Source organism: Burkholderia sp. NLJ2 (genome assembly GCF_049487195.1).
Classification (GTDB): Bacteria; Pseudomonadota; Gammaproteobacteria; order Burkholderiales; family Burkholderiaceae; genus Burkholderia; species Burkholderia pyrrocinia.
The window spans coordinates 1,429,308-1,452,824 of record NZ_CP137810.1; the positions used below are offsets into that span (position 1 = coordinate 1,429,308).

The 23,517-nt window shown below is 67.0% G+C and carries 25 protein-coding genes; 17 read left to right on the forward strand and 8 right to left on the reverse strand.

Features of this window, described 5'->3' with window-relative positions:
- Positions 1 to 32: 32 nt before the first annotated feature.
- Complete coding sequence (locus R9B84_RS28705; protein ID WP_423763509.1) at positions 33 to 638, reverse strand: alpha-ketoglutarate-dependent dioxygenase AlkB family protein; 606 nt, start codon at positions 636 to 638, stop codon at positions 33 to 35.
- A 238-nt stretch (positions 639 to 876) separates the two neighbouring features.
- Between R9B84_RS28705 and R9B84_RS28710 the strand changes: the two genes are divergently transcribed.
- Complete coding sequence (locus R9B84_RS28710) at positions 877 to 1,464, forward strand: malonic semialdehyde reductase (RefSeq protein ID WP_423763343.1); 588 nt, start codon at positions 877 to 879, stop codon at positions 1,462 to 1,464.
- A 7-nt stretch (positions 1,465 to 1,471) separates the two neighbouring features.
- On the opposite strand, the gene R9B84_RS28715 is transcribed toward R9B84_RS28710, so the two are convergent.
- A complete protein-coding gene (locus tag R9B84_RS28715) occupies positions 1,472 to 2,620 on the reverse strand; it encodes a metallophosphoesterase (RefSeq protein ID WP_423763344.1) in 1,149 nt (382 codons plus the stop codon).
- Between the two features lie 315 nt (positions 2,621 to 2,935).
- Between R9B84_RS28715 and R9B84_RS28720 the strand changes: the two genes are divergently transcribed.
- The 6 genes from R9B84_RS28720 (at position 2,936) to R9B84_RS28745 (ending at position 9,445) form a co-directional block, all read left to right on the forward strand.
- Positions 2,936 to 3,139, forward strand: a complete 204-nt coding sequence (locus tag R9B84_RS28720) for a hypothetical protein (protein WP_423763345.1) — start codon at positions 2,936 to 2,938, stop codon at positions 3,137 to 3,139.
- Between the two features lie 368 nt (positions 3,140 to 3,507).
- Complete coding sequence (locus R9B84_RS28725; RefSeq protein WP_060268182.1) at positions 3,508 to 3,801, forward strand: hypothetical protein; 294 nt, start codon at positions 3,508 to 3,510, stop codon at positions 3,799 to 3,801.
- On the forward strand, positions 3,798 to 4,847 hold the full coding sequence (mdtN, locus tag R9B84_RS28730) for a multidrug transporter subunit MdtN (protein ID WP_423763346.1): 1,050 nt from the start codon (positions 3,798 to 3,800) through the stop codon (positions 4,845 to 4,847). The genes R9B84_RS28725 and mdtN overlap by 4 nt, the downstream gene beginning before the upstream one ends.
- Positions 4,828 to 6,897 carry an FUSC family protein gene (locus tag R9B84_RS28735; RefSeq protein WP_423763347.1) on the forward strand — a complete coding sequence of 690 codons (2,070 nt, stop codon included), beginning with the start codon at positions 4,828 to 4,830 and terminating at the stop codon, positions 6,895 to 6,897. The genes mdtN and R9B84_RS28735 overlap by 20 nt, the downstream gene beginning before the upstream one ends.
- Complete coding sequence (locus tag R9B84_RS28740) at positions 6,884 to 8,428, forward strand: TolC family protein (RefSeq protein WP_423763348.1); 1,545 nt, start codon at positions 6,884 to 6,886, stop codon at positions 8,426 to 8,428. The genes R9B84_RS28735 and R9B84_RS28740 overlap by 14 nt, the downstream gene beginning before the upstream one ends.
- A gap of 309 nt (positions 8,429 to 8,737) precedes the next feature.
- A complete protein-coding gene (locus R9B84_RS28745; protein ID WP_060236863.1) occupies positions 8,738 to 9,445 on the forward strand; it encodes an MgtC/SapB family protein in 708 nt (235 codons plus the stop codon).
- 42 nt (positions 9,446 to 9,487) lie between these two features.
- Here the strand turns inward: R9B84_RS28745 and R9B84_RS28750 are convergent, their stop codons facing one another.
- Positions 9,488 to 10,207: an autoinducer binding domain-containing protein gene (locus R9B84_RS28750; protein WP_065501629.1), complete on the reverse strand. Its 720-nt coding sequence runs from the start codon at positions 10,205 to 10,207 to the stop codon at positions 9,488 to 9,490.
- Positions 10,208 to 10,280: 73 nt separating this feature from the next.
- Here R9B84_RS28750 and R9B84_RS28755 point away from each other — a divergent pair, with 73 nt between their 5' ends.
- The 4 genes from R9B84_RS28755 to R9B84_RS28770 all read left to right on the forward strand — a co-directional run bounded on the left by R9B84_RS28755 (position 10,281) and on the right by R9B84_RS28770 (position 13,036).
- Positions 10,281 to 10,724: a DUF4902 domain-containing protein gene (locus tag R9B84_RS28755; RefSeq protein ID WP_423763349.1), complete on the forward strand. Its 444-nt coding sequence runs from the start codon at positions 10,281 to 10,283 to the stop codon at positions 10,722 to 10,724.
- Positions 10,725 to 10,934: 210 nt separating this feature from the next.
- On the forward strand, positions 10,935 to 11,543 hold the full coding sequence (locus R9B84_RS28760; protein ID WP_096473950.1) for an acyl-homoserine-lactone synthase: 609 nt from the start codon (positions 10,935 to 10,937) through the stop codon (positions 11,541 to 11,543).
- A gap of 51 nt (positions 11,544 to 11,594) precedes the next feature.
- On the forward strand, positions 11,595 to 12,359 hold the full coding sequence (locus R9B84_RS28765) for a hypothetical protein (RefSeq protein WP_423763350.1): 765 nt from the start codon (positions 11,595 to 11,597) through the stop codon (positions 12,357 to 12,359).
- A gap of 290 nt (positions 12,360 to 12,649) precedes the next feature.
- On the forward strand, positions 12,650 to 13,036 hold the full coding sequence (locus R9B84_RS28770; RefSeq protein WP_338640184.1) for a VOC family protein: 387 nt from the start codon (positions 12,650 to 12,652) through the stop codon (positions 13,034 to 13,036).
- Positions 13,037 to 13,057: 21 nt separating this feature from the next.
- Here R9B84_RS28770 and R9B84_RS28775 read toward each other — a convergent pair whose 3' ends face one another.
- Complete coding sequence (locus tag R9B84_RS28775; RefSeq protein WP_423763351.1) at positions 13,058 to 13,624, reverse strand: GNAT family N-acetyltransferase; 567 nt, start codon at positions 13,622 to 13,624, stop codon at positions 13,058 to 13,060.
- Positions 13,625 to 13,776: 152 nt separating this feature from the next.
- The gene (gene ribA / locus R9B84_RS28780; RefSeq protein WP_006480964.1) at positions 13,777 to 14,427 is read right to left on the reverse strand and encodes a GTP cyclohydrolase II; all 651 of its coding nucleotides are present in this window, start codon (positions 14,425 to 14,427) and stop codon (positions 13,777 to 13,779) included.
- A gap of 176 nt (positions 14,428 to 14,603) precedes the next feature.
- Between ribA and R9B84_RS28785 the strand changes: the two genes are divergently transcribed.
- The gene (locus R9B84_RS28785) at positions 14,604 to 15,065 is read left to right on the forward strand and encodes a CBS domain-containing protein (RefSeq protein WP_423763352.1); all 462 of its coding nucleotides are present in this window, start codon (positions 14,604 to 14,606) and stop codon (positions 15,063 to 15,065) included.
- A gap of 157 nt (positions 15,066 to 15,222) precedes the next feature.
- On the opposite strand, the gene R9B84_RS28790 is transcribed toward R9B84_RS28785, so the two are convergent.
- A complete protein-coding gene (locus R9B84_RS28790) occupies positions 15,223 to 15,552 on the reverse strand; it encodes a DUF4148 domain-containing protein (protein ID WP_423763353.1) in 330 nt (109 codons plus the stop codon).
- Positions 15,553 to 16,065: 513 nt separating this feature from the next.
- Here R9B84_RS28790 and R9B84_RS28795 point away from each other — a divergent pair.
- The gene (locus R9B84_RS28795) at positions 16,066 to 16,464 is read left to right on the forward strand and encodes a GreA/GreB family elongation factor (protein ID WP_006486027.1); all 399 of its coding nucleotides are present in this window, start codon (positions 16,066 to 16,068) and stop codon (positions 16,462 to 16,464) included.
- A gap of 185 nt (positions 16,465 to 16,649) precedes the next feature.
- On the opposite strand, the gene R9B84_RS28800 is transcribed toward R9B84_RS28795, so the two are convergent.
- Positions 16,650 to 17,744, reverse strand: a complete 1,095-nt coding sequence (locus tag R9B84_RS28800; protein ID WP_423763354.1) for a porin — start codon at positions 17,742 to 17,744, stop codon at positions 16,650 to 16,652.
- A 607-nt stretch (positions 17,745 to 18,351) separates the two neighbouring features.
- Here R9B84_RS28800 and R9B84_RS28805 point away from each other — a divergent pair.
- On the forward strand, positions 18,352 to 18,723 hold the full coding sequence (locus tag R9B84_RS28805; protein ID WP_423763355.1) for a hypothetical protein: 372 nt from the start codon (positions 18,352 to 18,354) through the stop codon (positions 18,721 to 18,723).
- A 492-nt stretch (positions 18,724 to 19,215) separates the two neighbouring features.
- On the opposite strand, the gene R9B84_RS28810 is transcribed toward R9B84_RS28805, so the two are convergent.
- Complete coding sequence (locus R9B84_RS28810; protein WP_423763356.1) at positions 19,216 to 19,602, reverse strand: winged helix-turn-helix transcriptional regulator; 387 nt, start codon at positions 19,600 to 19,602, stop codon at positions 19,216 to 19,218.
- 335 nt (positions 19,603 to 19,937) lie between these two features.
- On the opposite strand from R9B84_RS28810, the gene R9B84_RS28815 reads away from it, so the two are divergent.
- The 3 genes from R9B84_RS28815 (at position 19,938) to R9B84_RS28825 (ending at position 23,507) form a co-directional block, all read left to right on the forward strand.
- Positions 19,938 to 20,414, forward strand: a complete 477-nt coding sequence (locus R9B84_RS28815) for a nuclear transport factor 2 family protein (protein WP_423763357.1) — start codon at positions 19,938 to 19,940, stop codon at positions 20,412 to 20,414.
- A 233-nt stretch (positions 20,415 to 20,647) separates the two neighbouring features.
- Positions 20,648 to 21,463, forward strand: a complete 816-nt coding sequence (locus R9B84_RS28820) for a helix-turn-helix transcriptional regulator (RefSeq protein WP_423763358.1) — start codon at positions 20,648 to 20,650, stop codon at positions 21,461 to 21,463.
- 418 nt (positions 21,464 to 21,881) lie between these two features.
- Positions 21,882 to 23,507 (forward strand): amidohydrolase, encoded by a 1,626-nt coding sequence (locus tag R9B84_RS28825; RefSeq protein ID WP_423763359.1) that lies wholly within the window; start codon positions 21,882 to 21,884, stop codon positions 23,505 to 23,507.
- Positions 23,508 to 23,517: the final 10 nt, after the last annotated feature.

Genomic DNA, 23,517 nt, shown 5'->3' on the forward strand with positions numbered 1-23,517 from the left:
CACCCGGGCACCGCTGGCGTGACGACCGGCCGCTACCGGCCCGTACCGTCCGGCATCACGCGCCGGAATGTCAGGTTGACGCGCTCGCCCTGCACGCCCGGCGCCTTCGGCACGCGATGCTGCCACTCGGACTGCGTGCGACCGCGCATCACGAGCAGGCTGCCGTGCACGAGGCGATACGCATGCGTGACGCCGGTCGCCCGATGACGGAGATCGAACACGCGCATCGCACCGAGGCTCACCGACGCGATCACCGGCGCATCGCCGAGTTCGGGCTCGTTGTCCGCATGCCAGCCCAGGCTGTCCTGCCCGTTGCGGTAGCGATTGAGCAGCACGCTGTTGAAGCGAGCGCCGCACGTCGCCTCGACCGCGTGCTTCAGGTCGAGCACGGTCGGCGTCCACGGCGCCGGCACGTTGCGGATCCCCGAATACACGTAAACGGCATCGGGTTCGCCCTGCCACGCCGTGAGCCTCGGCAACGGAATGCGCCCGCGCGGCGTGCGGATCGTGTCCTGCCGCCACGCGACCTCGCCGATCAGCGCGGCCAGCGCGCGATCGGCGTCGGCCTGCGCGAGCCAGTCCGGGTACCAATCCACGTCGGGCGCGGGCGTGTCAGAGAAAAGATCGGGTGTCGACATGTCGGGAAGGAACGGGCGATGGATGGGACGAGCCATGCATGTCTGCATACTAGCCAACGGCGCCGGGCACTGCCATGCGCTGTGATTCGCCGATGAAAGGAAACCGCCGCGCACCGCGATGCGCCGTCGCGCATCACGCTATCATCGCGGCGTGTTGCGGTACGCCCTGCCGAGGGGTGCCGCTTTCTTCCGCCATGCCGGCCGCCGCAACCCGGCCGCTTTCTTTCCGGATCCCATCATGACGACGCTTTCCGATTCCGCCCTCGATCAACTGTTCCGCACCGCGCGCACGCACAACGCGTGGCAGGACAAACCCGTCGACGACGCGCTGCTGCACCGGCTGATCGACCTAACGAAATTCGGCCCGACGTCGGCAAACTCGAGCCCTGCGCGCTTCGTGTTCGTCAAGTCGCCCAAAGCGAAGGCGCGCCTGAAGCCCGCATTGTCCGAAGGCAATCTCGCGAAGACGATGGCCGCGCCCGTTACCGTGATCGTCGGCATGGATTTCGCGTTTTACGAGCACCTGCCGCGCCTGTTCCCGCACGCCGACGCACGGAGCTGGTTCGCCGGCAACGATGCGCTGATCGAGGCCACCGCGTTCCGCAACGCGTCGCTGCAAGGCGCGTACCTGATCCTCGCCGCGCGCGCGCTCGGCCTCGATGCAGGCCCGATGTCGGGCTTCGACGGCGCGAAGGTCGATGCCGAATTCTTCGCGGGCACCACGGTCAAGAGCAACTTCCTCGTGAATCTCGGCTACGGCGATCCGGCGGGCCTGTTTCCGCGCAGCCCGCGCTTCGACTTCGACGATATCGCCCGCATCGAGTGACGGCTCGCTAACCGCCGCGCGCCAGCCGGATCAGCGTGATCTCGGACGGCACGCCGAAGCGGTTCGGCGGCCCCCAGTATCCGGTGCCGCGGCTCGTATAGAGCCACAGATCGCCGAAGCGGCTCAGCCCGCCGATCACCGGCTGCTGCATCCGCACGAACGGCGGCCACGGCAGGAACTGGCCGCCGTGCGTATGCCCCGACAACTGCACGGTAAAACCCGCGCGGTTCGCCGCTTCCGCGCTGCGCGGCTGGTGCGCGAGCAGGATCTTCGTGCCGACGTCGCGCGGCGCGCCCGCCAGCGCCTGCTCGGGGTCGCTGCGATGCGCGGGATCGAACCCGCCCGCCGTGAAGTCGGTCACGCCGGCCAGCACCGCGCGCGCGCCGTCGTGCTCGATCAGCACGTGCTCGTTCAGCAGCACCGTCAGCCCGATGCGCCTGAATTCGTCGATCCACGCATGCGCGCCGGCGTAATACTCATGGTTGCCCGTCACGAGAAAGCTGCCGTGCCGCGACTGCATGCGGCCGAGCGGTGCGGTGTGCTCGCGCAGGCGCTTGACCGAACCGTCGACCACGTCGCCCGTCACGACGACGAGGTCGGCATCGAGCGCATTGACCGCGCGCACGATCCGTTCGATATAGGGCCGCTTGATCGTCGGCCCGACGTGGATGTCGGACAGTTGCACGATCGTCAGCCCGTCGAGCGCGGCCGGCAGCCCCGCGACCGGAATCGACACGCGCTTGACCGCCGCCGTGCGGCGCGCGCCGACAAACCCGATCGCGGTGACGAGCACCGCGGCCGCCAGCACGCCGAGCGCCGTGTCGGCCGCGGCGCCGCTCCACGCGCCGTCGTGCCCGAGATGCCGCCACGCGAACACGCCGAGCAGCACGAACTCGCGCAGGAACGTCAGCGCGAGCAGCGACGAGAAGAAGCCCATCACGAGCGAGCCGACCCAGCCGACCAGCGTCGCGGCCCAGCCTTCGTCGAAGCGGCGCGAGAACATGCCGACCGGAATCAGCACGACGAAGCTCGCCAGCACGAGCGCCGCGATCGTGCGCGCGACCGGCGACGCGAATGCATCGGGAATGATCCGCATCCCGACGTACAGATGGAACAACACGCCGATTGCAATGAACCGGACAAAGAAACTTCGCATGGAGCACTCACCTTCGTTGCGATACGGCTTCCGCGATGCGCGTCCCACCGGGCTGTGACACCCTGTGCCGCGCCTCGCGCCATACGCACGATGGTACACAGATCCCGGCTGCGACGACCGGTCACGGCCGCCGGTGGAGGCTCGCGCGGCGATCGGCCATCCTCGTGCGATCCCGGCCATGCGTTTCGCTCGCGTCGACGTCAAACCATCGAACGCGAGTGCGATCCGCAACGTCCTGAAACGCGCGGCCGCCGCGACGTGCAGCGCACGCAGTGCCGGTGCATTCAGGTCACCAACCTGGAGACGGCCGGCCGAATGATCGAGGCGAACGTCGACGCGTTGCCCGAAGGCATCGCACGCCGCGATGCGAAGACGATTGCGCCGCGCCTCGTGGCACTCGAGAACGACCGTGCCGAGCGCGAGCAACGACAGATCAGTGTCACCGGTTCCGGCACGCTGCCGCGCTTCGCGCGCGATCTCGCCGTCCCGCTCGTCGAGGTTGCGCTCGCGCCAGACTGACCGGATTCGCATGCGTTCGCGCGGCAATCGGCCGTTTCTACACCGATTCCGCCGCATCAGCGCGGCAAATTCCGCCAGCCTTCTTTCGTCTGACGATCCTTTACAGTCCGTTAGCAACCCTACACGAGCTTACGCTGGCAGAATCGCCGCGATCCGGCCGCCGCTGCCGAAACGCGACGCCGGCCGGGCCGACGTGACCGCCCGGCCTTTCGCAGCCGGCCACGGGGCTTGTTGCCCATGCGGGACGAACGGCTGGCGGTCCGCATCGGGCTGCTTTATTATCGGCTCCGTATCGCGGAATCGTCGTCGCGGCGACGCACCGCATTGCGCCGCGCCCGGCATCCCCCCATCGTCGAGCTCGTCACACCATGAGAAAAACAACGCCACGCGCGCCCCTGCGCATCGCCGCCGTCCTGGCGCCAGCCCTGCCGCTCGCGGGCTGCGCATCGCGCGGCGCACCGTCGTACGTGCTGTTCGGCGCGTATTTCCCGCTCTGGCTCGTCAGCGCGATCGTCGGCATCGTCGGCGCGATCGTCGCGCACCGCGTGTTCGTCGCGACCGGCTGGGCCGCCACCGTCCCTTACCAGCTTGCCGTCTGCACCGCGATCGGGCTCGTGGTCGCCGTGATCGTCTGGCTCACCGGCACGGGGCCGTTCGCATGAAGGCCGCCGGAACCGCCCGCCCCTCCATCAAAGGCCGCGTGATCGCGCTGGCGATCGTCGCGCTCGGTATCGCGGCACTCGCGTACGCGTACCACCGCACGACGGCCTACCCGTCCACCGACGACGCGTCGATCGACGCGGACGTCGTGCACGTCGCGTCGCCGGTCGGCGGGCGCATCGTGCGGCTCGCCGTGCATGAAAACCAGCGCGTCGCGAAGGGCGACCTGCTGTACGAAATCGATCCGGTGCCGTACCGGCTGACGGTTGCGCAGGCGCAGGCCGATCTCGAGCTCGCGCACGCATCGCTCGACACGCGCCGCCGGTCGCTGATCGGCGAACGCTCGAACGCCTCGGTCGCCGCCGAGCAGGTCAAGCGCGCGACGCAGAACGCCGACCTCGCGACGCGCGACGTGAACCGGCTCGCGCCGCTCGCCGCGCAAGGCTATGTCAGCGCGCAGCAGTTCGACCAGGCGAAGGTCCGCCAGCGCGACGCGGCCGTGTCGCTCGCGCAGGCGCAGGAACAGCAGCGCGCGTCCGCGCAGACGATCGGCGACGAAGCCGACGCGATCGCGACGCTGCATGCGCGCGAAGCCGCGCTGGCCCGCGCGCAGCACGCGCTCGACGATACGGTCGTGCGCGCACCGCACGACGGGCTCGTGACGGGCCTGACCGTGCTCGCCGGCGAAACGCTCGCGCCGAACCAGTCGATCTTCACGCTGATCGACGCGAGCGAATGGTTCGCCGTCGGCAATTTCCGCGAGACGTCGCTGAACCGCATCGAGGTCGGCGACTGCGCGACCGTCTATTCGATGATCGACCGCAGCCGCCCGATGACGGGCAAGGTCGTCGGCATCGGCGCGGGCATCGCGGACAGCGCCCGCATCAACCTGCCGCGCTCGCTGCCGATCGTGCAGAACTCGGTGAACTGGGTGCACGTCGCGCAGCGCTTCCCGGTGCGCGTGAAGCTCGACGAACCCGACGGCAAGCTCGTGCGCGTCGGCGCCAGTGCGATCGTCGAGGTCCGGCATGGCTCAGCCTGCCGCTGACGTCCGCTCGCCGGGCCCGCGCGAAGTCCTGCGACTGCTCGCGCCGTTTCCGGGGCGCGCGGCGATGGCCGTGCGCGTCGCGCTGATCTGCGCGCTGGTCGTGCTCGTGACGAGCGGGTACGGCACGCCCGAGGCCGCGATCTCCGTGTACGTCGTGTTCTTCCTGAACCGCGCGGACCGCGTGACGAGCGTCGTGCTCGCGGTCGCAATGCTGCTGCTGGTCACGGTCGTGATCGCGCTCGTGATGGGCGTCGCGATCTTCAGCATCGACTATTCGATCCTCCGCGTCGCCTGCATGGCCGTGCTGTCGGTCGGCCTGCTCTACCTGACGTCGGCGAGCAAGCTGCGCCCGGTCGGCGCGATCCTCGCGATGATCGTCGGCTTCGGGCTCGACCAGCTCGGCCTGGCGCCGTTCGGCGAAGCCGCGACGCGCGCGCTGCTCTATGCCTGGCTGATGGTCGCGATCCCGGTCGGCGTCGCGATCGTCGTCAACCTGCTGATCGCACCGTCGCCGCGCAAGCTCGCGCAAGCGCAGCTCGCGAAGCGGCTGCGGCTCGCCGCGCGGCGGCTGCGCGGCGATGACAGCGGCGACGCGCGCGCCGCGTTCGACGCGAGCCTGCGCGAAGGCGACAAGCAGTTGCTCACGTGGCTCAAGCTGTCGAAGCTCGAAGGCTCGTCGACGGCCGCCGACGTCGTCGCGCTGCGGCAGGCCATCGCATCGAGCACCGCGCTGCTCGTCGCGGCCGCGCTCGCCGACCGCGAACCCGACGCAAGGCTGCCCGACACGTTTGCCGAGCCGATCGCAACGACGCTCGACGACATGGCTGCCATCCTCGAACGCGGCGGCTATCCGGTCGACGTGACGCTCGCGCTGCCGGCAGCCGATACGCTGCCGCCGCTCGCGCGCGTCGTCGCAACGGATCTGCACACCGCGATCACGCACTTCGCGGAACCCGCCGCGATCGACGCATCGGCCGATACAGCGCACGCGCGCGCCGCCGACACGCCCGCCGAACCCGCCGCACCGCCTGCGCCGCCCGCCCCGAGCGGCGGCTTCTTCCTGCCCGACGCGCGCACCAATCCCGACCACGTCCGCTATGCGCTGAAGACGACGGTAGCCGCGATGTTCTGCTACCTGCTGTACTCGCAGCTCGACTGGTCGGGCATCCACACCTGCTTCATCACCTGCTACATGGTGTCGCTCGGCTCGACGGCCGAAACGGTCGAGAAGCTCACGCTGCGCATCGCCGGCTGCATCGTCGGCGCGCTGATCGGTACGGCCGCGCTCGTGTTCGTCGTGCCGTCGCTGTCGTCGATCGGCGAGCTGATGGCGCTCGTGTTCGCCGGCGCGTGGCTCGCCGCGTGGATCGCGTTCGGGTCGCCGCGCATCGCGTACGCGGGCCTCCAGGTCGCATTCGCGTTCTTCCTGTGCGTGATCCAGGGCGCGGGCCCCGGCTTCGACCTGACGCTCGCGCGCGATCGCACGATCGGCATCCTGCTCGGCAACGTGGTCGTGTATCTCGTGTTCACGCGGATCTGGCCCGTCAGCATCGGCAAGCAGATCGACACGGCGCTCGCGGCGCTGCTCGACCAGTGGCGGCGCCTCGCGCAAATCGCACAGCCGGCCGAGCGGCGCGCACTGGCCGCCGAAGCGTTCGCACGCCACGGCGCGATCGCGCAGGAGCTCGGCCTGATCCATTACGAACCGTCGTGGGTGCGGCCGGCCGCCACGTGGCTCGCCGCGCGACGGCGCGCACTCGCGGAACTCGGCGCGCTCGAAGGCCCGCTGTTCCTGCTCGCCGAACGCACGCCGGGCGACGCGGCGATCGGCGATCGGCTCGCACGCGTGGTCGACCTGCGCGACGACGAAACCGCGCCTCGAATGGATTCCGCCGCGCCGCCGGCCCCACCGCCGAGCGCCGCCCCTGCCGCCCCCACCGACCCCGCACGCGACGCGCTGCTGAACCTGATCGACACGCGGCTCGCGCACATTGCCGACGCCGCCCGTCAAGCCACACCGAAGGAGCCTGTCCCTCATGCGCCTACCTGAACCGCCGGCCGCCTCGATCGCCGCCGCCGCCCTCGCGACAGCCGTCGCGCTGGCCGGTTGCGCGACGTCGTCGATCGATCTGGCGCCGGAGGCGTCCGACCGCCCGTGGCAGCCGCAAACGTCGGCCGCGGGCGACATCGTGCCCGCACCGCCGCGCGCGAGCGCGCAAGGCCCGCACGACTACACGCTGCCGGCCACGCCCGCGCTTGCGTCGGTATCGCCGCCTGCCGCGCTCGATGCCGCGCATGCGTACACGCTGCCCGAGCTGATCGACCTCGCCGAATCGGCGAATCCGCTCACGCGCATCGCATGGAACGACGCGCGCAATGCGGCGCTCGCGGTCGGCATCGCGAAATCCGCCTATCTGCCGAAGCTGTCCGCGACGGCCATGGGCGCGTACCAGGCGAGCCACGGCTCGACGTCGACGATACTCGGCGACTCATCGAGCGACACGACCGTGCACGGCACGATCTCGGCGCTGTCGCTGCAATGGCTGCTGTTCGATTTCGGCGGCCGCGCGGCGCGCGTCGAAGTGGCCGAACAGGCGTCGATCGCGTCGAACGTCGCGTTCACGGCCGTGCACCAGCAAGTGATCCACGACGTGACTGTCGCGTACTACCGGTACGAAGCCGCGCGATCGCGCGCACTCAGCGCGCAGCAGGGCCTCGCGAACGCGGACGCGATCCTCGCGGCGTCCCGCGCGCGGCTCAAGCATGGCGTCGGTACGGTCGTCGAGCTTGCGCAGGCGACGCAGAACCGCGCGCAGGCGAACCTCGCGCTCGTGCAGGCGAGCGGCACGGAAAGCGACAGTTACCTCGCCCTGGTGTCAGCGCTCGGCATCTCGCCGCTGTCGAAGCCGACGATCGCCGCGCTACCGAAACGGCCGCTGCCGCCCACGCTCGGTTCGTCGGTCGACGCGATCGTGTCGGACGCGATCGCGCGCCGCCCCGACCTGCAGGGCGCGTTTGCGCTCGAAAAGGCCAATCGCGCGAAGATCAAGGCCGCCGAAGCCGCGTTCATGCCGAAGATATTCCTGTCCGCTTCGACATCCTATGCAAGCGGCGGCACGGCCATCTCCGCGCTGCCCGCGATCGGCGACCAGGCGCCGACCGTCAACCTGAACGGCAGCCGCTACGGCGGCGGCGTGTTCCTCGGCGTGACGATCCCGCTGTACGACGGCGGCCTGCGTTCGGCCGTGCTGATGCAGGCGCGCAACGATGCGGAAAGCGCATCCGCCCGCCTCACGCGGACCAAGGAGGAAGCGGTTCGCCAGGTCGTCGCCGCGCAGAACGCGGTACAGACCAGCCTCGCGTCGCACGACGCCGCGAAGGCGCTCGTCGATGCCGCGCAGACGAGCTACGATGCGTCGCTGACCGCGTACCGGAACGGCGTCGGCTCGGTCACCGATGCGACGATCGCGCAAAGCCAGTTGCTCGCGGCGCGGAACGCGGAGGTCGACAGCTATGCCGGTGCGCTGTCGGCGGCTGCCGCGCTCGCGCTCGCGACCGGGACGATCGGCTCCGCTCAGTAGCGCAACCGCCGCCCGGCGGTTGACGCGTGCGCTCGCCGCCCACTAGAATGCGGCCCATTCTTCCTTCAGGAACCATCGTGGACAGTTGCAGCACTCCGTTGCGTGCGCCGCTTGCCGCCTGAACGCCTGTCCGACGCAGTTCTCTCCTGCCCCGGCTCGCGTTCCGCGAGCCCGCACGCCTACCGTTTCACACTCAATGACGCATACGCGCGGTACAGTACCGCGCGCTGACGGCTATCGTCGCGTCGCCTTCGGCATTGCGCCGCAGCGACGCGAGCCGGCATGCGCTCCTTGCACGGCAGGACAACCATGACTTTCGATTTCGCACTCCGTCTTTTCACCGCGTTCGCCTGCGGCGTCGCGATTGGCCTCGAGCGCCAGATGCGCCAGCGCACGGCCGGCCTGCGCACGATCACGCTCGTCGCGAGCGGCGCGTGCCTGTTCGTCACGCTCGGCGTGCTGACCGGTAACGGCGTCGCGGGCGTCACGCAGATCGCCGCGTACGTCGTGTCGGGCGTCGGCTTTCTCGGCGGCGGCGTGATCATGCGCGACAAGGGCTCGATCCAGGGCATCAACACCGCCGCGACGCTGTGGTGCTCGGCCGCCGTCGGCGTGCTGTCCGGCTCCGGCCATTACGTGCCCGCGCTCGCCGGCACGGGCGTCGTGCTGCTCACCAACACGGTGCTGCGCGGCGTCAGCCAGGCGATCAACGCGACGCCCGTGTCGAACGCGGATCTCGTGCGCGAATACCAGATCACCGTGATCTGCCTGGCCGCCGACGAAGTGCACATCCGCACGCTGCTGTCGAACTCGATGTACGCGAAGCCGCTGTCGTTCCAGAGCCTGACGAGCGAGGACGTGCCCGACCAGCCGGACCGCCTGAAAGTGACCGCGACGCTGAAGCTGCATCCGAAGGATCAGCAGAAGCTCGAGCAGATCGCGAGCCGGATCAGCATGGAGAAGAGCATTTCCAGCGTGAGCTGGACCGCGAAGGAAGCGGAGCCGATGATGGAGTGAGCGGCGTGGCGGCAGTCGTATTCGCTGCCGCACTCGCCCGCGTCAGGGTGCCTCGATGAGCCCGGCCGAGATCGCCTTGACGACCGCCTGGACCTTGTTCGTCGCACCGAGCTTCTCGAGGATGTTGTTGACATGGAAGTTGACCGTCCGCTCCGAGATGCTGAGGATCTGGCCGATTTCGCATGCGGTCTTGCCTTCGGCCGTCCAGCACAGCACCTCGCGCTCGCGCGCGGTCAGCGTGACGCCCGCTGCGGGCGACAGCTTCGGCACCATGAAGCGGCTCATCAGCGAATGCGACAGGTTCGCAAGCCAGTTCGTCTGCAGCGTCAGCATGTTGATCTCGGCCGGCGTGAGCCGGTCAGCGTGGCGCGCGATGCTCAGTAGCCCGAACGCACCGCGGGCCGCCCAGCTCGACTGCGCGACACCCACCGACAGCCCGAATTCGCGCGCGTCCTGCCAAAGCGGGCTCGGGTCGATCCGGTCGACATCCGGCCAGACGATCATGTTGGTGCTGTGCGCGCCGTCGCGCACCGTCGAATCGATCTCGATGTAATTCCGCGCCTGGTAGTGCGCCATCCAGCCGTCCGGATAGGTATCGAAGATCGCGACCGACGGCTTCGACACCGGCAGCGGTACGCGAATGCCGTAACAGCAATATTCGAATCCCAGCCGTCTGGAATAGGCGGCGATCCGCTGGAAGAGCTGCTGCTCGTCTTCCGCGGCGCTGAATTGTTGATAGGCATCCTGCCAGCGCAGTTCCATTCGTTCTCCGACAACGTCACGCTGTCATACTTGTCAGGTTTCAGCTCCCGTTCGGGGCTGCTACATTCCGCGCATGACTTCACCTTTGCTGCACCCGGTCCCCGGCCCGTCCCCGGACGGCTACGTGCGCCTGTCTGAAGGCGCACTGGCCGTGCTTGCGCTCGACCATGTCACAAGCGGCCTCGACGCATCGCTGCTCGCGGAACTACGCGACAACGCGATCGACGCACGCGTTGCCGGCTATACCGAATGGCAGCGTACAGCCGGTGCCGGCGCCCCTTACGTGACGATCGGCTGGGACTGGTACCTCGAACGCGCAACCGGCACGTTCGTGATCGCCGGCGCCGACGTCCGCAGCAACGTGATGGCCGTCGACGCCACCGGTGCCGACATCGGCATGTTCCATACGGCCGCCGCGCTCGCCGCGCGGCTCGCCCGCATCGACTGGCCCGCCGCCGTCGCGTCGACCCTGCTCGGTCGCAACGACGCCTATCATGCCGGTCCGACGCTCCAGTGACAACCGGTCGCGCAATCCTCTGACCATTTTCGAGATGCTGGCGCTCTTTATAAGCAAAAGCGGCCCGGTTTTCAATCCCGTCGATCAAGAAACCGTTACCACGTCCTAAATGGCGTATTTACGCCTCCAACCTGTAAGAGTTACCAGTTACCGCCCCCTCGTGCCGCGCGATGTAATGCATGCATACAAAAGCACAGATCCGAGGACACCATGCGGACCTTCGTTCACGAAGAAGGGCGGTTACCACACGAACTTGCAGCGGATCTCGGGCGTTATCGGCGCCGCGTGTTCGTCGAACAACTCGGGTGGGCGCTCCCGTCGGCGAACGAAAGCTTCGAGCGCGACCAGTTCGATCGCGACGATACCGTCTACGTGTTCGCGCGAAACGCCGGCGGCGACATGTGCGGATGTGCGCGTCTGCTGCCCACGACGCGCCCGTACCTGCTGAAATCGCTGTTCGCCGACCTGATCGCCGAAGACATGCCGCTGCCGCAATCGGCGGCCGTCTGGGAGCTGTCCAGGTTCGCGGCGACCGACGACGACGGCGGGCCGGGCAATGCCGAATGGGCCGTGCGCCCGATGCTCGCAGCCGTCGTCGAATGCGCGGCGCAGCTTGGCGCGCGGCAGTTGATCGGCGTGACGTTCGCGAGCATGGAGCGGCTGTTCCGCCGGATCGGCATACACGCGCACCGCGCAGGCCCGCCGAAACAGGTGGACGGGCGTCTGGTGGTCGCGTGCTGGATCGACATCGACCCGCAAACGTTTGCGGCGCTAGGAATCGAGCCGGGGCAGGCAGCCCGGCAAGCCATCGCCGCCTGAGCCGGAACACGCGTTTCCGTCCGGGCGGCATCGTAACGAAGGAGAACCTACGTGGACCAGTCTCAGGTCTTTCGCGCGATGATGCCCGGGTTGACGAGCGCCAACGGCGCCCGCATCGCGGTCGCCTATCCGTCGTTTCCCAGGCCGCTGCCGCTCGTGCGGCTCGACCGCCGCGGGCTCGTGTTTCGTGCCGCCGGCACCGCGCCGCTCGTCTGCGGGCTGCCGCGCGCGGCGACGCTGCAGGTCGCGGACGAGCCGCTCTGCTCGCTGCGCCTCGTGATCCGCGACATCGCCCCGGCCGGCGACGGCCGCCACGACCTGACGATGCAGCCGTCCGGCGCCGCCGGCGACGAATTGCTGTGGCATGCGCTGCGCGACCACGCACCGTACCAGCGGATTCAGCACCCGCTCGCGCCCGTCGACGCGTCCCTCGCCGCGGACAGTGAACCGCACGCAACGGCCGGCGAAGCCGGGCCGCGCCCGTCGCGCAGCGCGGCCTTCCGCGTGCCGTGCCACAGCGACGCGCTGTTCTTCGCGGACTGGCTCGAATATCACTTCGACGAGTTGCGCGCGCTGTCGCAACAGCACGGGCCGCAACTGCAGCTCAACCAGCTCGAGCGCCAGGTTGCCGACGACGAGGTCGGCGTGCGCTTCGTCTACGACATCGACGGACACGCGACACGGCATGCGCTGACCGACTGTGCGCGCGAAGCCTGTGCGTGGATCGAGACGGAAATGCGCAACAAGTACGCGCTGCCTGTCGCACAGGAGCGGTTCGGCGCGTTTGCGGCGCACGCGCGGGCCGGCGGCATGTGAGCGCAGCACCGGCCGCGTCGCGCGAGGCGGTCGGTGCCGCAGCCAAGTTGCATCGATACAACGGGGGCTTGCCAACCCTCGGGTTTTCCCTTAAATTTACGTCTGTCTCCTCCATGTCTCCAAACATGGATTCAGCCCGCTCAAGCAGCGGGCTTTTTCTTGCCTGCTCGGATTGCGGGGCCATACCACCCACCGCCGTCGCGCCCTGCCTCCCGGGCCATTCCGATGCGCCACAATCCGGATCGACCGGATTATCATCGGCGGGACTGCAACGCTCCCCCGAGGCCATCTTGCACGCCCATCTGCGCATTGCCCGCCCGGTTGGCAACCTCGCCAGAACCGAGCGCATGTATCGCGACGCCCTCGAATTGTCGGTACTCGCGCGCTTCGAAGATCACGACGGCTTTTCCGGCGTGATGCTCGGACGCGAAGGACTCGACTACCACTTCGAATTCACGCACTGTCCGGACCATCCGATCGCACCGTCCCCGACGCCCGAAGACCTGATCGTGTTCTACCTGCCTGATCGCCCGGAATGGGAGGCCGCCTGCGAGCGCGCGGCCGCGCACGGTTTCATGCCCGTCACGTCGTTCAATCCGTACTGGGAGATATCGGGCCAGACATTCGAGGATGCCGACGGCTACCGGATCGTGCTGCAGAACGGTACGTGGCGCTGACGGGCCGATGCGCGTGAGCCGTTACGCACCTATGTTGCCGCCGGGATGCGCGACATGCACGACGTGTCGCCGCAGCGCATGCCCTTCCGGCAACGCGGGATGATCGAAATCGCGCGCGGCTTGGCGCTGCATGCCGAGCCGCTGCATCACATGTTGCGATCGCAGGTTGGTGTCGGCCGTCCACGCGAAGATCTCGCCGAGCGCGATCCGGTCGAATCCATCGACCAATGCCGCGGCGGCCGCTTCGGCAACGTAACCATGCCCCCACGCGTGACGCGCCTGCCGCCACATGATCTCGACGCACGGCGCCATCGGATGCGTTGCGCGCACTTCGTGCGACAGGCCGCAAAGCCCGATCAGCATCGCGTCGGCGCGACGCTCGACCGCCCACGTCCCGAAACCGTACGTATCGAAATGCGTTTCGAAGCGCGCGATGACGTCGCCCGCTTCGTCGACGGACATCGGACCGCGCGCGAGCCACGCGGTCACGTCCGGATGCGCATGCATCGCCGCAAGCGCTTCCGCATCCGCCGGTCGCCAGCGACGCAGCGTCAGGCGCTCGGTTTCGATATGCTGTCGCGTGGTCATGGGTGATACGGATCGTCGGGCGGCGACGCAACGCAGGTAACGTCACGAACCGGGATGCAGAATGGATGAACGGGAAATCGCAATCGTCGCGTCGGCCGACGACGATCGGAAGAACAAACAGCGAGAAACGGGCGCCAGTGCGCCCGCTGTGATTACTCGTTTTCTTCGAAGTAATGTCCGAACTTCGTCTGCTTCGTGCGGATATAACGCTCGTTTTCCTCGCGCACGGGCACCGCGAGCGCCACGCGCTCGCAGACGGGAATACCGTGCTTCACGAGCGTATCGAACTTCTTCGGATTGTTGCTCATCAGGCGCACCGACGTCACGCCGAGGATCCGGAGGATCGCGGCGGCCGAGTCGTATTCGCGGGCGTCGTCCGGCAGGCCGAGGTCGAGGTTCGCCTCGACGGTGTCGCGCCCCTGCTCCTGCAGCGCGTATGCGCGGATCTTGTTGCTCAGGCCGATCCCGCGCCCTTCATGGCCGCGCAGATACAGCAGCACGCCGCGGTCTTCGGCCGCGATGTAGCGCAATGCGAGATCGAGTTGCTCGCCGCAATCGCAGCGGTACGAGCCGAACACGTCGCCGGTCAGGCATTCGGAATGCAGCCGAGTCAGCACGGACTGCTCGCCGGTCACGTCGCCCATCACGAGCGCGAGATGTTCGGCATCGCTGCCCGATACGCGGAATGCGTACGACGTGAACGTACCGTAGCGCGTAGGCAGCGACGCGGTGGCGACGAGCGTCACGCACTCGTCGGCCTGGCCATTGCCCGGCGTGGGCGATTGGGGACGCGAAGACATCATGAATTCAATCGAAACGTTCAGGAATATAGGAGTTGTGTGGATAGTGCGTGACGGGAGTTTACCGCTAATCTCGAAACGTCATGCGACTGCCGCCGCCTGCCCGGCTATACTGGGCTCATCGGGTGACGCGCATCACGCCTGCCTTCCCTGCATCGTCCTGCATACGGAGAAAGCGAATGAGCACGACTGTCGCGCAGATTCTCAAGGCCAAGCCAGATTCCGGCCGCACCATCTACACCGTCAAGAAGACCGATCTCGTCTACGACGCCATCAAGCTGATGGCGGAAAAAGGCATCGGCGCGCTGCTGGTCGTGGAAGGCGACGACATCGCGGGCATCGTCACCGAGCGCGACTACGCGCGCAAGATCGTTCTGCAGGACCGTTCGTCGAAAGCCACCCGCGTCGAGGAAATCATGACGGCCAAGGTGCGCTACGTCGAGCCGTCGCAAACCACCGACGAGTGCATGGCGCTGATGACCGAGCACCGGATGCGCCACCTGCCCGTCCTCGACGGCGGCAAGCTGATCGGCCTCATCTCGATCGGCGACCTCGTGAAGAGCGTGATTGCCGATCAGCAGTTCACGATCAGCCAACTCGAACACTATATCCACGGCACGCCTGCGGTCACGTCCGTCTGACCCGCCCCAGCAAAAAAGGCCCAAACGCGTAAGCGTCTGGGCTGAAAGCCGCCGGGTTGCGGCGACGGAGGTTCTGCTCCTGCGGGCGAACGACGCGCGCAAATGGCGTGCGTCTCGTCAATTAACTGGTGCGCTCGGGCAGACCGGGGACGTTCGGTTAGTTGCCGAAGTAGACCGAGTTCACGGGATTCGCTGCTTCCCGCGTCATGCGTCGGCCCGCTTGTCCGGCACCCGTTGCCACCGCACCGTAACCACTGGTATCGGCCTGCGCGAGCATCGGCTGGTTCGGCTGGATCCGTTGTTCGGCCGCCTGGATATTGCTCGGATATTGCGAATCGCTCGCCAGCGGCTTGTAGCCGTTCTGTTCGAGTTGCACGAGTTCTGCCTTGACCTGGTCGCGGGTCAGCCCTTGGTCGGACTGTGCAAACGATGCGATCGGAGCGGCAAGGACGGATGCGGCGATGGCTGCGTAGACGATCGACTTCATGATTTACCTCCGGAATATGTTCTGTTTTGACGTCGCCTCGGCAGGACTGTCTGAAGCGATTGAGATCAGTGTAGTTCTCGTCCATCCAAGGGGAAACCCTTAGTTTAAACATACAGCGTTGTGATTTTGGAAAGAATCATCGACCATTTCCGAATGGAGCTGCGACCACTTGCTTCATCCGCACAACAATCGCTGACGAAACGCCAACAGCCGAATCACATATCCCGAAGGTTGTGTTGTAAAATCGTAAGGTTTTATTCGCCAGTCGATATTCCATCCACCATGTACGCGCTCACGCCCCTTTCGGTTTCGCCGTCCGGCCCGGCCGGCGTGCGCGCGCGCGCCGGCCATCCGGCGCACCCATTCGCACGACGCACGGCCCAGGCGCCGCTCGCCCCTGCCCGGCGCCTGATCTGACGGCTCGGTCTCCTCCCGGAGCCAGGTCAGACAGGCTCCGGGCGATCCCCATAGGCACGCCACGCCTGCCCCCTGCCGATCATTTGGAGAACTGCCATGAAACAACGCCTTTATCAGTTGACCGAACTCGACGTCGCTCGCCTCGAGAAGCACGCCGAGCACAACCCGCGCTTCCAGACGATGCTCGACACGCTGCTCGAGCGCGCCGACATCGTTCAGCCCGACGCCATCAAGGCGAACGTCGTCACGATGAACTCGCAGATCACGCTGCTCGACGAAGCGACCCAGGAACAGGCCACCTGGACGATTGTTTATCCGGACGCCGCCAATCTCGAACTCGGCCGCCTGAACGTCTTCTCGCCCGTCGGCATGGCGCTGCTGGGTACGCAGCGCGGCCAGATGGTCAAGGTAATGCAGCCGAGCGGTGCAGAAAAGCTGATGAAAGTGGCCGCAATCGTATTCCAGCCAGAAGCCAACGGCGAATACACACGCTGAGCCGCCGGCCGGCCAGCACGCCGGCACCGCGTCGCAACGAGCGCAGAACGGAAAAAGCGAGGCACAGGCCTCGCTTTTTTGCGTCCGGACAATCCGGATTGTCGTCATCGCAATTCGCCGACGAAAAAAAGGCGCCCGAAGGCGCCTTTTTCGATGCTGCGAAGCGGGTTACCCCGCCGTCACGCTTAGAAGCGGTGACGCAGACCAACCGTTGCTGCGGTTTGGTTGATCGACGAGCTTGCTGCGTTACCGGTGTTGTCACCGTCGTAGATCGACGTGCCGAACTTGTTACCCTTCGCGCCGCGTTGGTACACAGCTTGTGCGTACACGTCCGTGCGCTTCGACAGTGCGTAATCAGCCTGCACGCCGAACTGGTTCCAGTGCGAGCTGCCACCGTCAACCTTCGTGTTCGTGTACGTGTAAGCTGCGCCCAGGCCGAGAGCCGGCGTCAGGTTGTACTTTGCGTTGACTTCGTAGTTATCGGTGCGCTGCGTCGGAGCGCCGCTGGCTTGGTTGTCAATGCGCGACTGCGTCCATGCAGCACCGACTTGTGCCGGGCCGAATGCGTAGCCAGCAGCAGCACCGTACGTACGGTTACGACCTTGAACGCCGATCGAGCTTGCGCCTGCGGTGTTGTCACCGATGTTCGCTTGCGAGTACGCCGCAGCCAGCTTCAGGCCTTGGAACTGGTACGCTGCACCAGCGCTGTACGCGCGGTTGTTGCCGAAGTTCGTGTTGTTCGAGAACGAGTACGTGCCGCCGAATTGCAGGCCCGCGTAGTTCGCGCTCGTGAACTTGACCGTGTTGTTCAGCGCGACGTCGCCGTTCGTGCTCAGGCGGTCATTGTTGCCGCGGTGCGCGAAGTACGTGCCGCCCCACGTACCCGTTGCCGTCAGCGGCGCCAGGTAGTCTTGCGTTGCATCGTACTGCTTGCCCAGCGTAACCGTGCCGTACTGGCTCGACAGGCCGACGAACGCTTGGCGGTTGAACATGCCGTTGTTGCCGTTCGCGAACTTGCCGTTACCGATGTTGAAGCCGCTTTCCAACGTGAAGACTGCCTTCAGGCCGCCACCGAGGTCTTCCGAACCACGCAGGCCGAAGCGGCTTTGGTCGACGCCGCTGCCCATCGAGAACAGCGACTTGCCACCATTTGCGGTTGCGACGTTGCTCTTATAGGTGATGCCTGCGTCCAGCACGCCGTACAGCGTGACGCTGCTTTGCGCGTGAGCGACGGTTGCGAACGATGCTGCAGCTGCTGCAACGATCAGAGTCTTGTTCATTCGTGGAGCTCCCTTCTAAAAAGAGGCAGGTCTCGCGACCTTGTTTCATAAACGGTCTCAACCGCCCGGGAACGCCATCGGTCCTGCTGGCCGCGCCCGGATAGTTGCCCGTTTGGGAACCGTGAGTTTAGGGGTGTACCCTAGGGGCGCGATCCGCGAATAAAGAAATAAGCTTTTCCAGAACTAGAAATAATGAAAGTGGGGCCGCGTTATAAGTATTTGTTTTGATGACTTTTTTTGACTTCTTGACGACGGCTTTTTGGAGGCATTCATCGCACCATTCCTTCATGTCATCGTCTTGACGGTTGCATAGAAACAACAAACGGGTTCGCGCAAACCCCATAAATCGGTAATTGTTACCCAATCCAACCTCGAATTCCGGGTTCCCGATCCCTAAAACGGGTCGGCCAGCGGATAAACATCCGGTCGGTCGGATACAGCCAACGTCACGCAGCTGCGCGGCATGCCCAAACGGCCCCGTGCGGCGGCAGCGGCCGGCCCGGCCACCAGCCGTGACATGCGGTAACAGGCTTAACCGCCTGCGTAACCCGGCCCGCCGACCGGCAGGCTAATGTAAGGCGAACCCGATTTAAGAACAGGACACGCCATGAATCGACGCTCGTTGTTGCGCGCCATCGGATTGACCGCCGCCTTTGTCGGCACCGGCTGGCTCCGCGCGGCCTCGGCCCAGCCCGCGCCGCCCGTGTACCGGCCGTCCGGCCCGCACCGCGTGCCCGGCGGGCCACCTTATGCCGACCGCCCGGGCTTCGGGCCGCCGGCGGCCCGGCACGATCGCCGCCCGCCGCCGCCACGGCCGCACGGCTATATATGGACGGACGGTTACTGGCGCTGGCAGCGCGGCCGCTATATATGGGTGTCCGGCCGCTGGGTCGCACGGCGCCCCGGGCGGCGCTGGGTGCCCGGCTACTGGCGTCGCCAGGGGCAGGTGTGGATCTACGTCGACGGTTCGTGGCGATAGGCGGTTGCCCGGCTCAGGCCCGTGGCAGGCCCGGGGCCGGGCGACGCGTGCGAACCGATGCCGTTCGGGTACGGAATCATCGTGCCCGGCAGGTGCGCTTGTGACTGCTGCGCAGGTTGCCCCGCTCGGGAACGATCCCGACCAGCCAAACCGATGCCCGGGCGTTCAATCTGCCAACGTCGATAACCGACCAACCCGCCGATCTCCGGCGCGTAATCGTGCATCAACCGGATTCCTTCCGGTCTCCTGGCTTGCGCATTGCACGCCACCCCACAGAAGACTGCATGTTTCGCTCGCGCGGATGCAAGGCCCGCGATTCGGACGTCGAGTCGCAAGCACATTGCCGCATTCGCAACGAACACGGCAACGTATCGTCAGGCCTTCCATCCTGACGCGTTCCTTCGGATAACGAAATCACGTGATGCCGATGCTGCGCATCGAGCCTCTCTCCGTCTGCAACACACCGCCAATCGCCAGACCGGTGCGTACCCCTCAGCGCCCACCGCCCTCCTGCTCCCGCGCCCGACGGCGCGCGGCGCAGATCGCGCGATGATGCTCATCTGCCCACCGGATCATCGCCTGCATCGGCGTCAGGAATGAACGCCCGAGGTCGGTCAGCGCATATTCGACGCGCGGCGGCACTTCGGCGAACAGCGTGCGGCTGACGAAGCCGTCCTGCTCGAGCCGCTTGAGCGTGCGCGACAGCATCTGGTTCGACACATCGCCGATCGCGCGGCCGAGTTCGTTGAAGCGCATCGTCCCTCCGGACAGCACTTCGAGCACGAGCAGGCTCCACTGGTCGCCGATGCGGTCGAGCACATCGCGGATCGGGCACGGCTGATCGAGTTCGACGATTTCGTCGGCGGACGGGAACGGCATGACTGGACTCTCTTTCACGGGCAACGCACGGTCACCGCGGTGTGACCTGTTCACACCGCGGTGACTTCTTGTGACGGGTTCCCGGCAACTGTACCATTCGATCGGCCCGGAAGCCGCACGTACGAATTGGGCAGTTCAACGAAGCATGACGACGCAGCCCGTCGTCGCAACGTCGCCGGCCATGACGGCACCGGATTCGCGTCGCACCCTGCGTGTCGATACGGCATGCGTGCTTGCGGCCACGCCCCCATCGCCCGCCGATCGTCACGATCGGCACAACCCGCAGTCGCGCATCGCGCGCCAACCGACGAATCGCCAGACAAGGAAAACGCATCATGTCATCGCTCCGCTCCCCCGTTCGCGCCGTTGCCGCGCTCGCCCTGCTGGCAGCATCGGCGGCCGCACTCGCCGCCGGCCCGGCCACGCGCGACCTGCCCGCCGAGGAAGCCAACCGCCAGCTCGTGCTGACGTTCTACGACCGCTTCTTCAACAAGCACGAAGCGGTCGAAGCCGCCACCGTCGTCGCGGACGACTACAAGCAGCACAACCCGCACGTGCCGGACGGCAAGAAGCCATTCGTGTCGTACTTCGTCGGCGCATTCCAGAAAAACCCGGCATCGCGTGCGCACATCGTCCGCAGCGCGACCGACGGCGATCTCGTTTACCTGCACGTGCATGCGACCGAGCGTTCGGGCGATCGCGGCGAAGCAGTGGTCGACATCTTCCGCGTGAAGAACGGCAAGATCGTCGAACACTGGGACGTGATCCAGCCGGTGCCCGAAACGACCGCGAACCAGAACACGATGTTCTGACGCGCGGGCCGGCCTGCGGCGCGCAACGATGCGCGCCGCCCGTCGATGGACGACCGGACACCCGACCGGAACGCACGGCTGCCCCGCGCCGGCGAAGTCCCCTACAATCGAGCTTCGCCGCCACGCCGGCCGCCGGCTCGCATGACCGCACCGCAAGCCGCCGCCCCGCCGGCGCGCCGCCGCACGCGACGTACGGCCGGCGCGGGCGGCCGTTCGCGCAGACGGTGTCAACGATGAGCCCCGCCCATATTTCCCTGAGCAACGCCGGCGACCTGGTCGCCAGCCTCGGCAGTCCGCAGTTTCCCGCCCGCCTTTGGGCGTGGCTGCGCGAAACCGTCGACCCGCAGTCCCATTACAGCGTCGCGACGCGTTACCGCCGCGATGCGCCGTCGCAATCGATCGACAGCGTCGACGTGCTGTTCTTCGCCGGCGGCGACGATCCCGACGGCACGCGCCATGCGCTCGATCTGTATACACAGGGCGACTGGCGCACGGACACGCTGCTTCCGCATATCGAACGCGTCACCGATTCGCAGCTCGTGTTCTCGTGCAACGAGGAAATCGACACCGCGACCGAATACGGCCGCCAATTCGCGCTCGGCGAACTCGGCGAGGACTGCACGCTGCTCGGCAGCGAGCGCGACTATGTCTATGCGTTCTCGCTGTTCCGCCGGCGCGGCCAGCCTTCGTACACGCTGGCCGAACTGGCGCTGCTGCGGCAACTCGGCGATTTCGTGCTGCCGCTGCTGATCCAGCACGCGCGGCTCGCACGCCTGACGCCACGTTCGGACGACGGCGCGCTGCTGCAGCGCTTCGAACAACGGCTGTCGGCCAGCGGCGCGGCGCTGTCGCAACGCGAACGGCTCGTGTGCCGCGCCGTGCTGCAAGGCCAGCCCGTCCCGCAGATCGCCGACACGCTCGCGCTCAAGCCGAGCAGCGTGCGCACCTATCTCGGGCGCGCGCTCGCAAAGCTCGGCGTCGCGAACCGCGCCGGGCTCTTCGCGTGGTGCGTGACCGAAGACGAAACACCGGATGACCGCGGTCGCTAGATGACGCCACCGCATCACCGCAGCAGCGCCCGCCCCCACCGCCTTTGTCGCGCGTTGTCCTCAAAACGATGACAGACAGCCGGCTCTCCCGCTCCTAGTATCTGACTCACCCGACGCCAGGAACGCGTCGGATGCCACGGAGACACGGAATGCCCAATACCGGATGGACGCCGGCCCGCACGGCCGCGAGTGCGTCGCCCATCGCGTCGCCGATACGAACCGATCGGCGAACTCGGCATGACGCGCCGCCGGCGGCGCCCGGCCTTCGCCGCGACGCGTCGCCGCCCGTGCCACGCAGCGCCGGCACATAACGCCCACACCATTCCAACCCGACCGGGTTCACGTGACCGGACGAGCCAGTCGGCCCGCCCGCAGGACACGTGCGCCCGTCGACAAGCCCCCTATCCGGAGGAGACACATGCAATACGCCGATACCGTCTATCTGAACGGCCTGCTTTACACGGGCGACGCGCAGCGCCGCTTTGCCCAGGCGCTCGCCACGAAGGACGGCAAGATCGTGGCGGTCGGCCGCGACGACGACATCCGCCCGCTGGCCGGCCCCGCGACGCGCACGGTCGACCTGGCCGGCAGGCTGATGCTGCCGGGCCTCATCGACGGTCACGTGCACCCGCTCGAAGGCCATCAGATCCTCGGCGACTTCGACCTGTCCGGCATCAACGATCCCGACGCGATCCTGCAGCGCATCCGCGCGTGCGCCGATGCGACGCCGAACGAACCGTGGGTCTATCTCGGCGGCGCCAACCTCGCCGCGTTCGGCGCGTATCCGACCCGCGAGCTGCTCGACCGGATCGTGCCCGACCGGCCGCTGCTCGTGGTCGGCTTCGACGTGCACAGCGGCTGCCTCAACACGAAGGGGCTCGAAGCGGCCGGCATCAAGGCCGACACGCCCGATCCGACCGGCGGCGTGTACGAGCGCGATGCGTCGGGCGCGCCGAACGGCGTTGTGCACGAAGCGGCGTTCTACCGCATCTGCCCGATCATTCCGCAACTGAGCCCGGCCGGCTACCCGAAGTCGCTCGCGAAGGCGCACGCGATGGCGCACGGCTTCGGCATCACGGGCTGGTTCGACGCACGCGTCGAGGAAGCCGAGCTCAACGCATACGCCAACGCGCAACGCGCCGGCGAACTGAAGGCCTACATGAGCGCGGGCCTCTATGCGAACCCGCGCCGCGATCCGCGCGAGCAGGTCGAGCGCTTCGTCGCATGGCGTCGCGAATACGAACGCGACAACCTGCGCCTGCATACGGTGAAGATCTTCGTCGACGGCGTACCCGAATCGAAAACTGCCGCACTGCTCGAACCGTACGCCGGCACCGACGACTGCGGCCTCGCACTGTGGAGCCAGGACGCGCTGAACGAGATCTGCCTGCTCGCCGATACGGCCGGCTTCGACCTGCATTTCCATACGCTCGCCGACCGCGCGGTGCGCATGACGCTCGACGCGCTCGAACACGTGCAGCGCCGCAACGGAATGCGCGACCGGCGCGCGCAGCTCGCGCACCTGCAGCTCGTCGATCCGGCCGACATGAGCCGTTTCAACCGGCTCGGCGCGATCGCGAGCGTGCAGACGCTGTGGACGGCCGCTCGCGAGGAGCAGCAACAGTTCTACCGCGACCTGCTCGGCGACGAGCGCGCCGCGCGCAATTACCCGTTCCGCAGCATGCGCAATGCGGGCGTGATGCTCGCGGCCGGTTCCGACTGGTCGGTCAGCACGATGGACCCGATGCAGATCATCCAGACGGGCGTCACGCACCGGCTGATCGACCAGCCCGACAGCCCGCCGTGGAATCCGCACGAACGCCTCGACCTGCTCACGATGCTCGAGGCTTATACGGTGAACACCGCGTACGCGCTGCGTTTCGACGACTGCACGGGTTCGCTCGAAGCGGGCAAGGACGCGAGCTTCGCGATCCTCGACCGCAATCCGTTCGCGCACCCGGTCGAGACCTTCGCGCAAACCCGCGTGATCGAGACGTGCTTCCGCGGCGAAGTCGTGTACGCCGCGCCGGGCTGGGCCGGCTGAAACACGAACC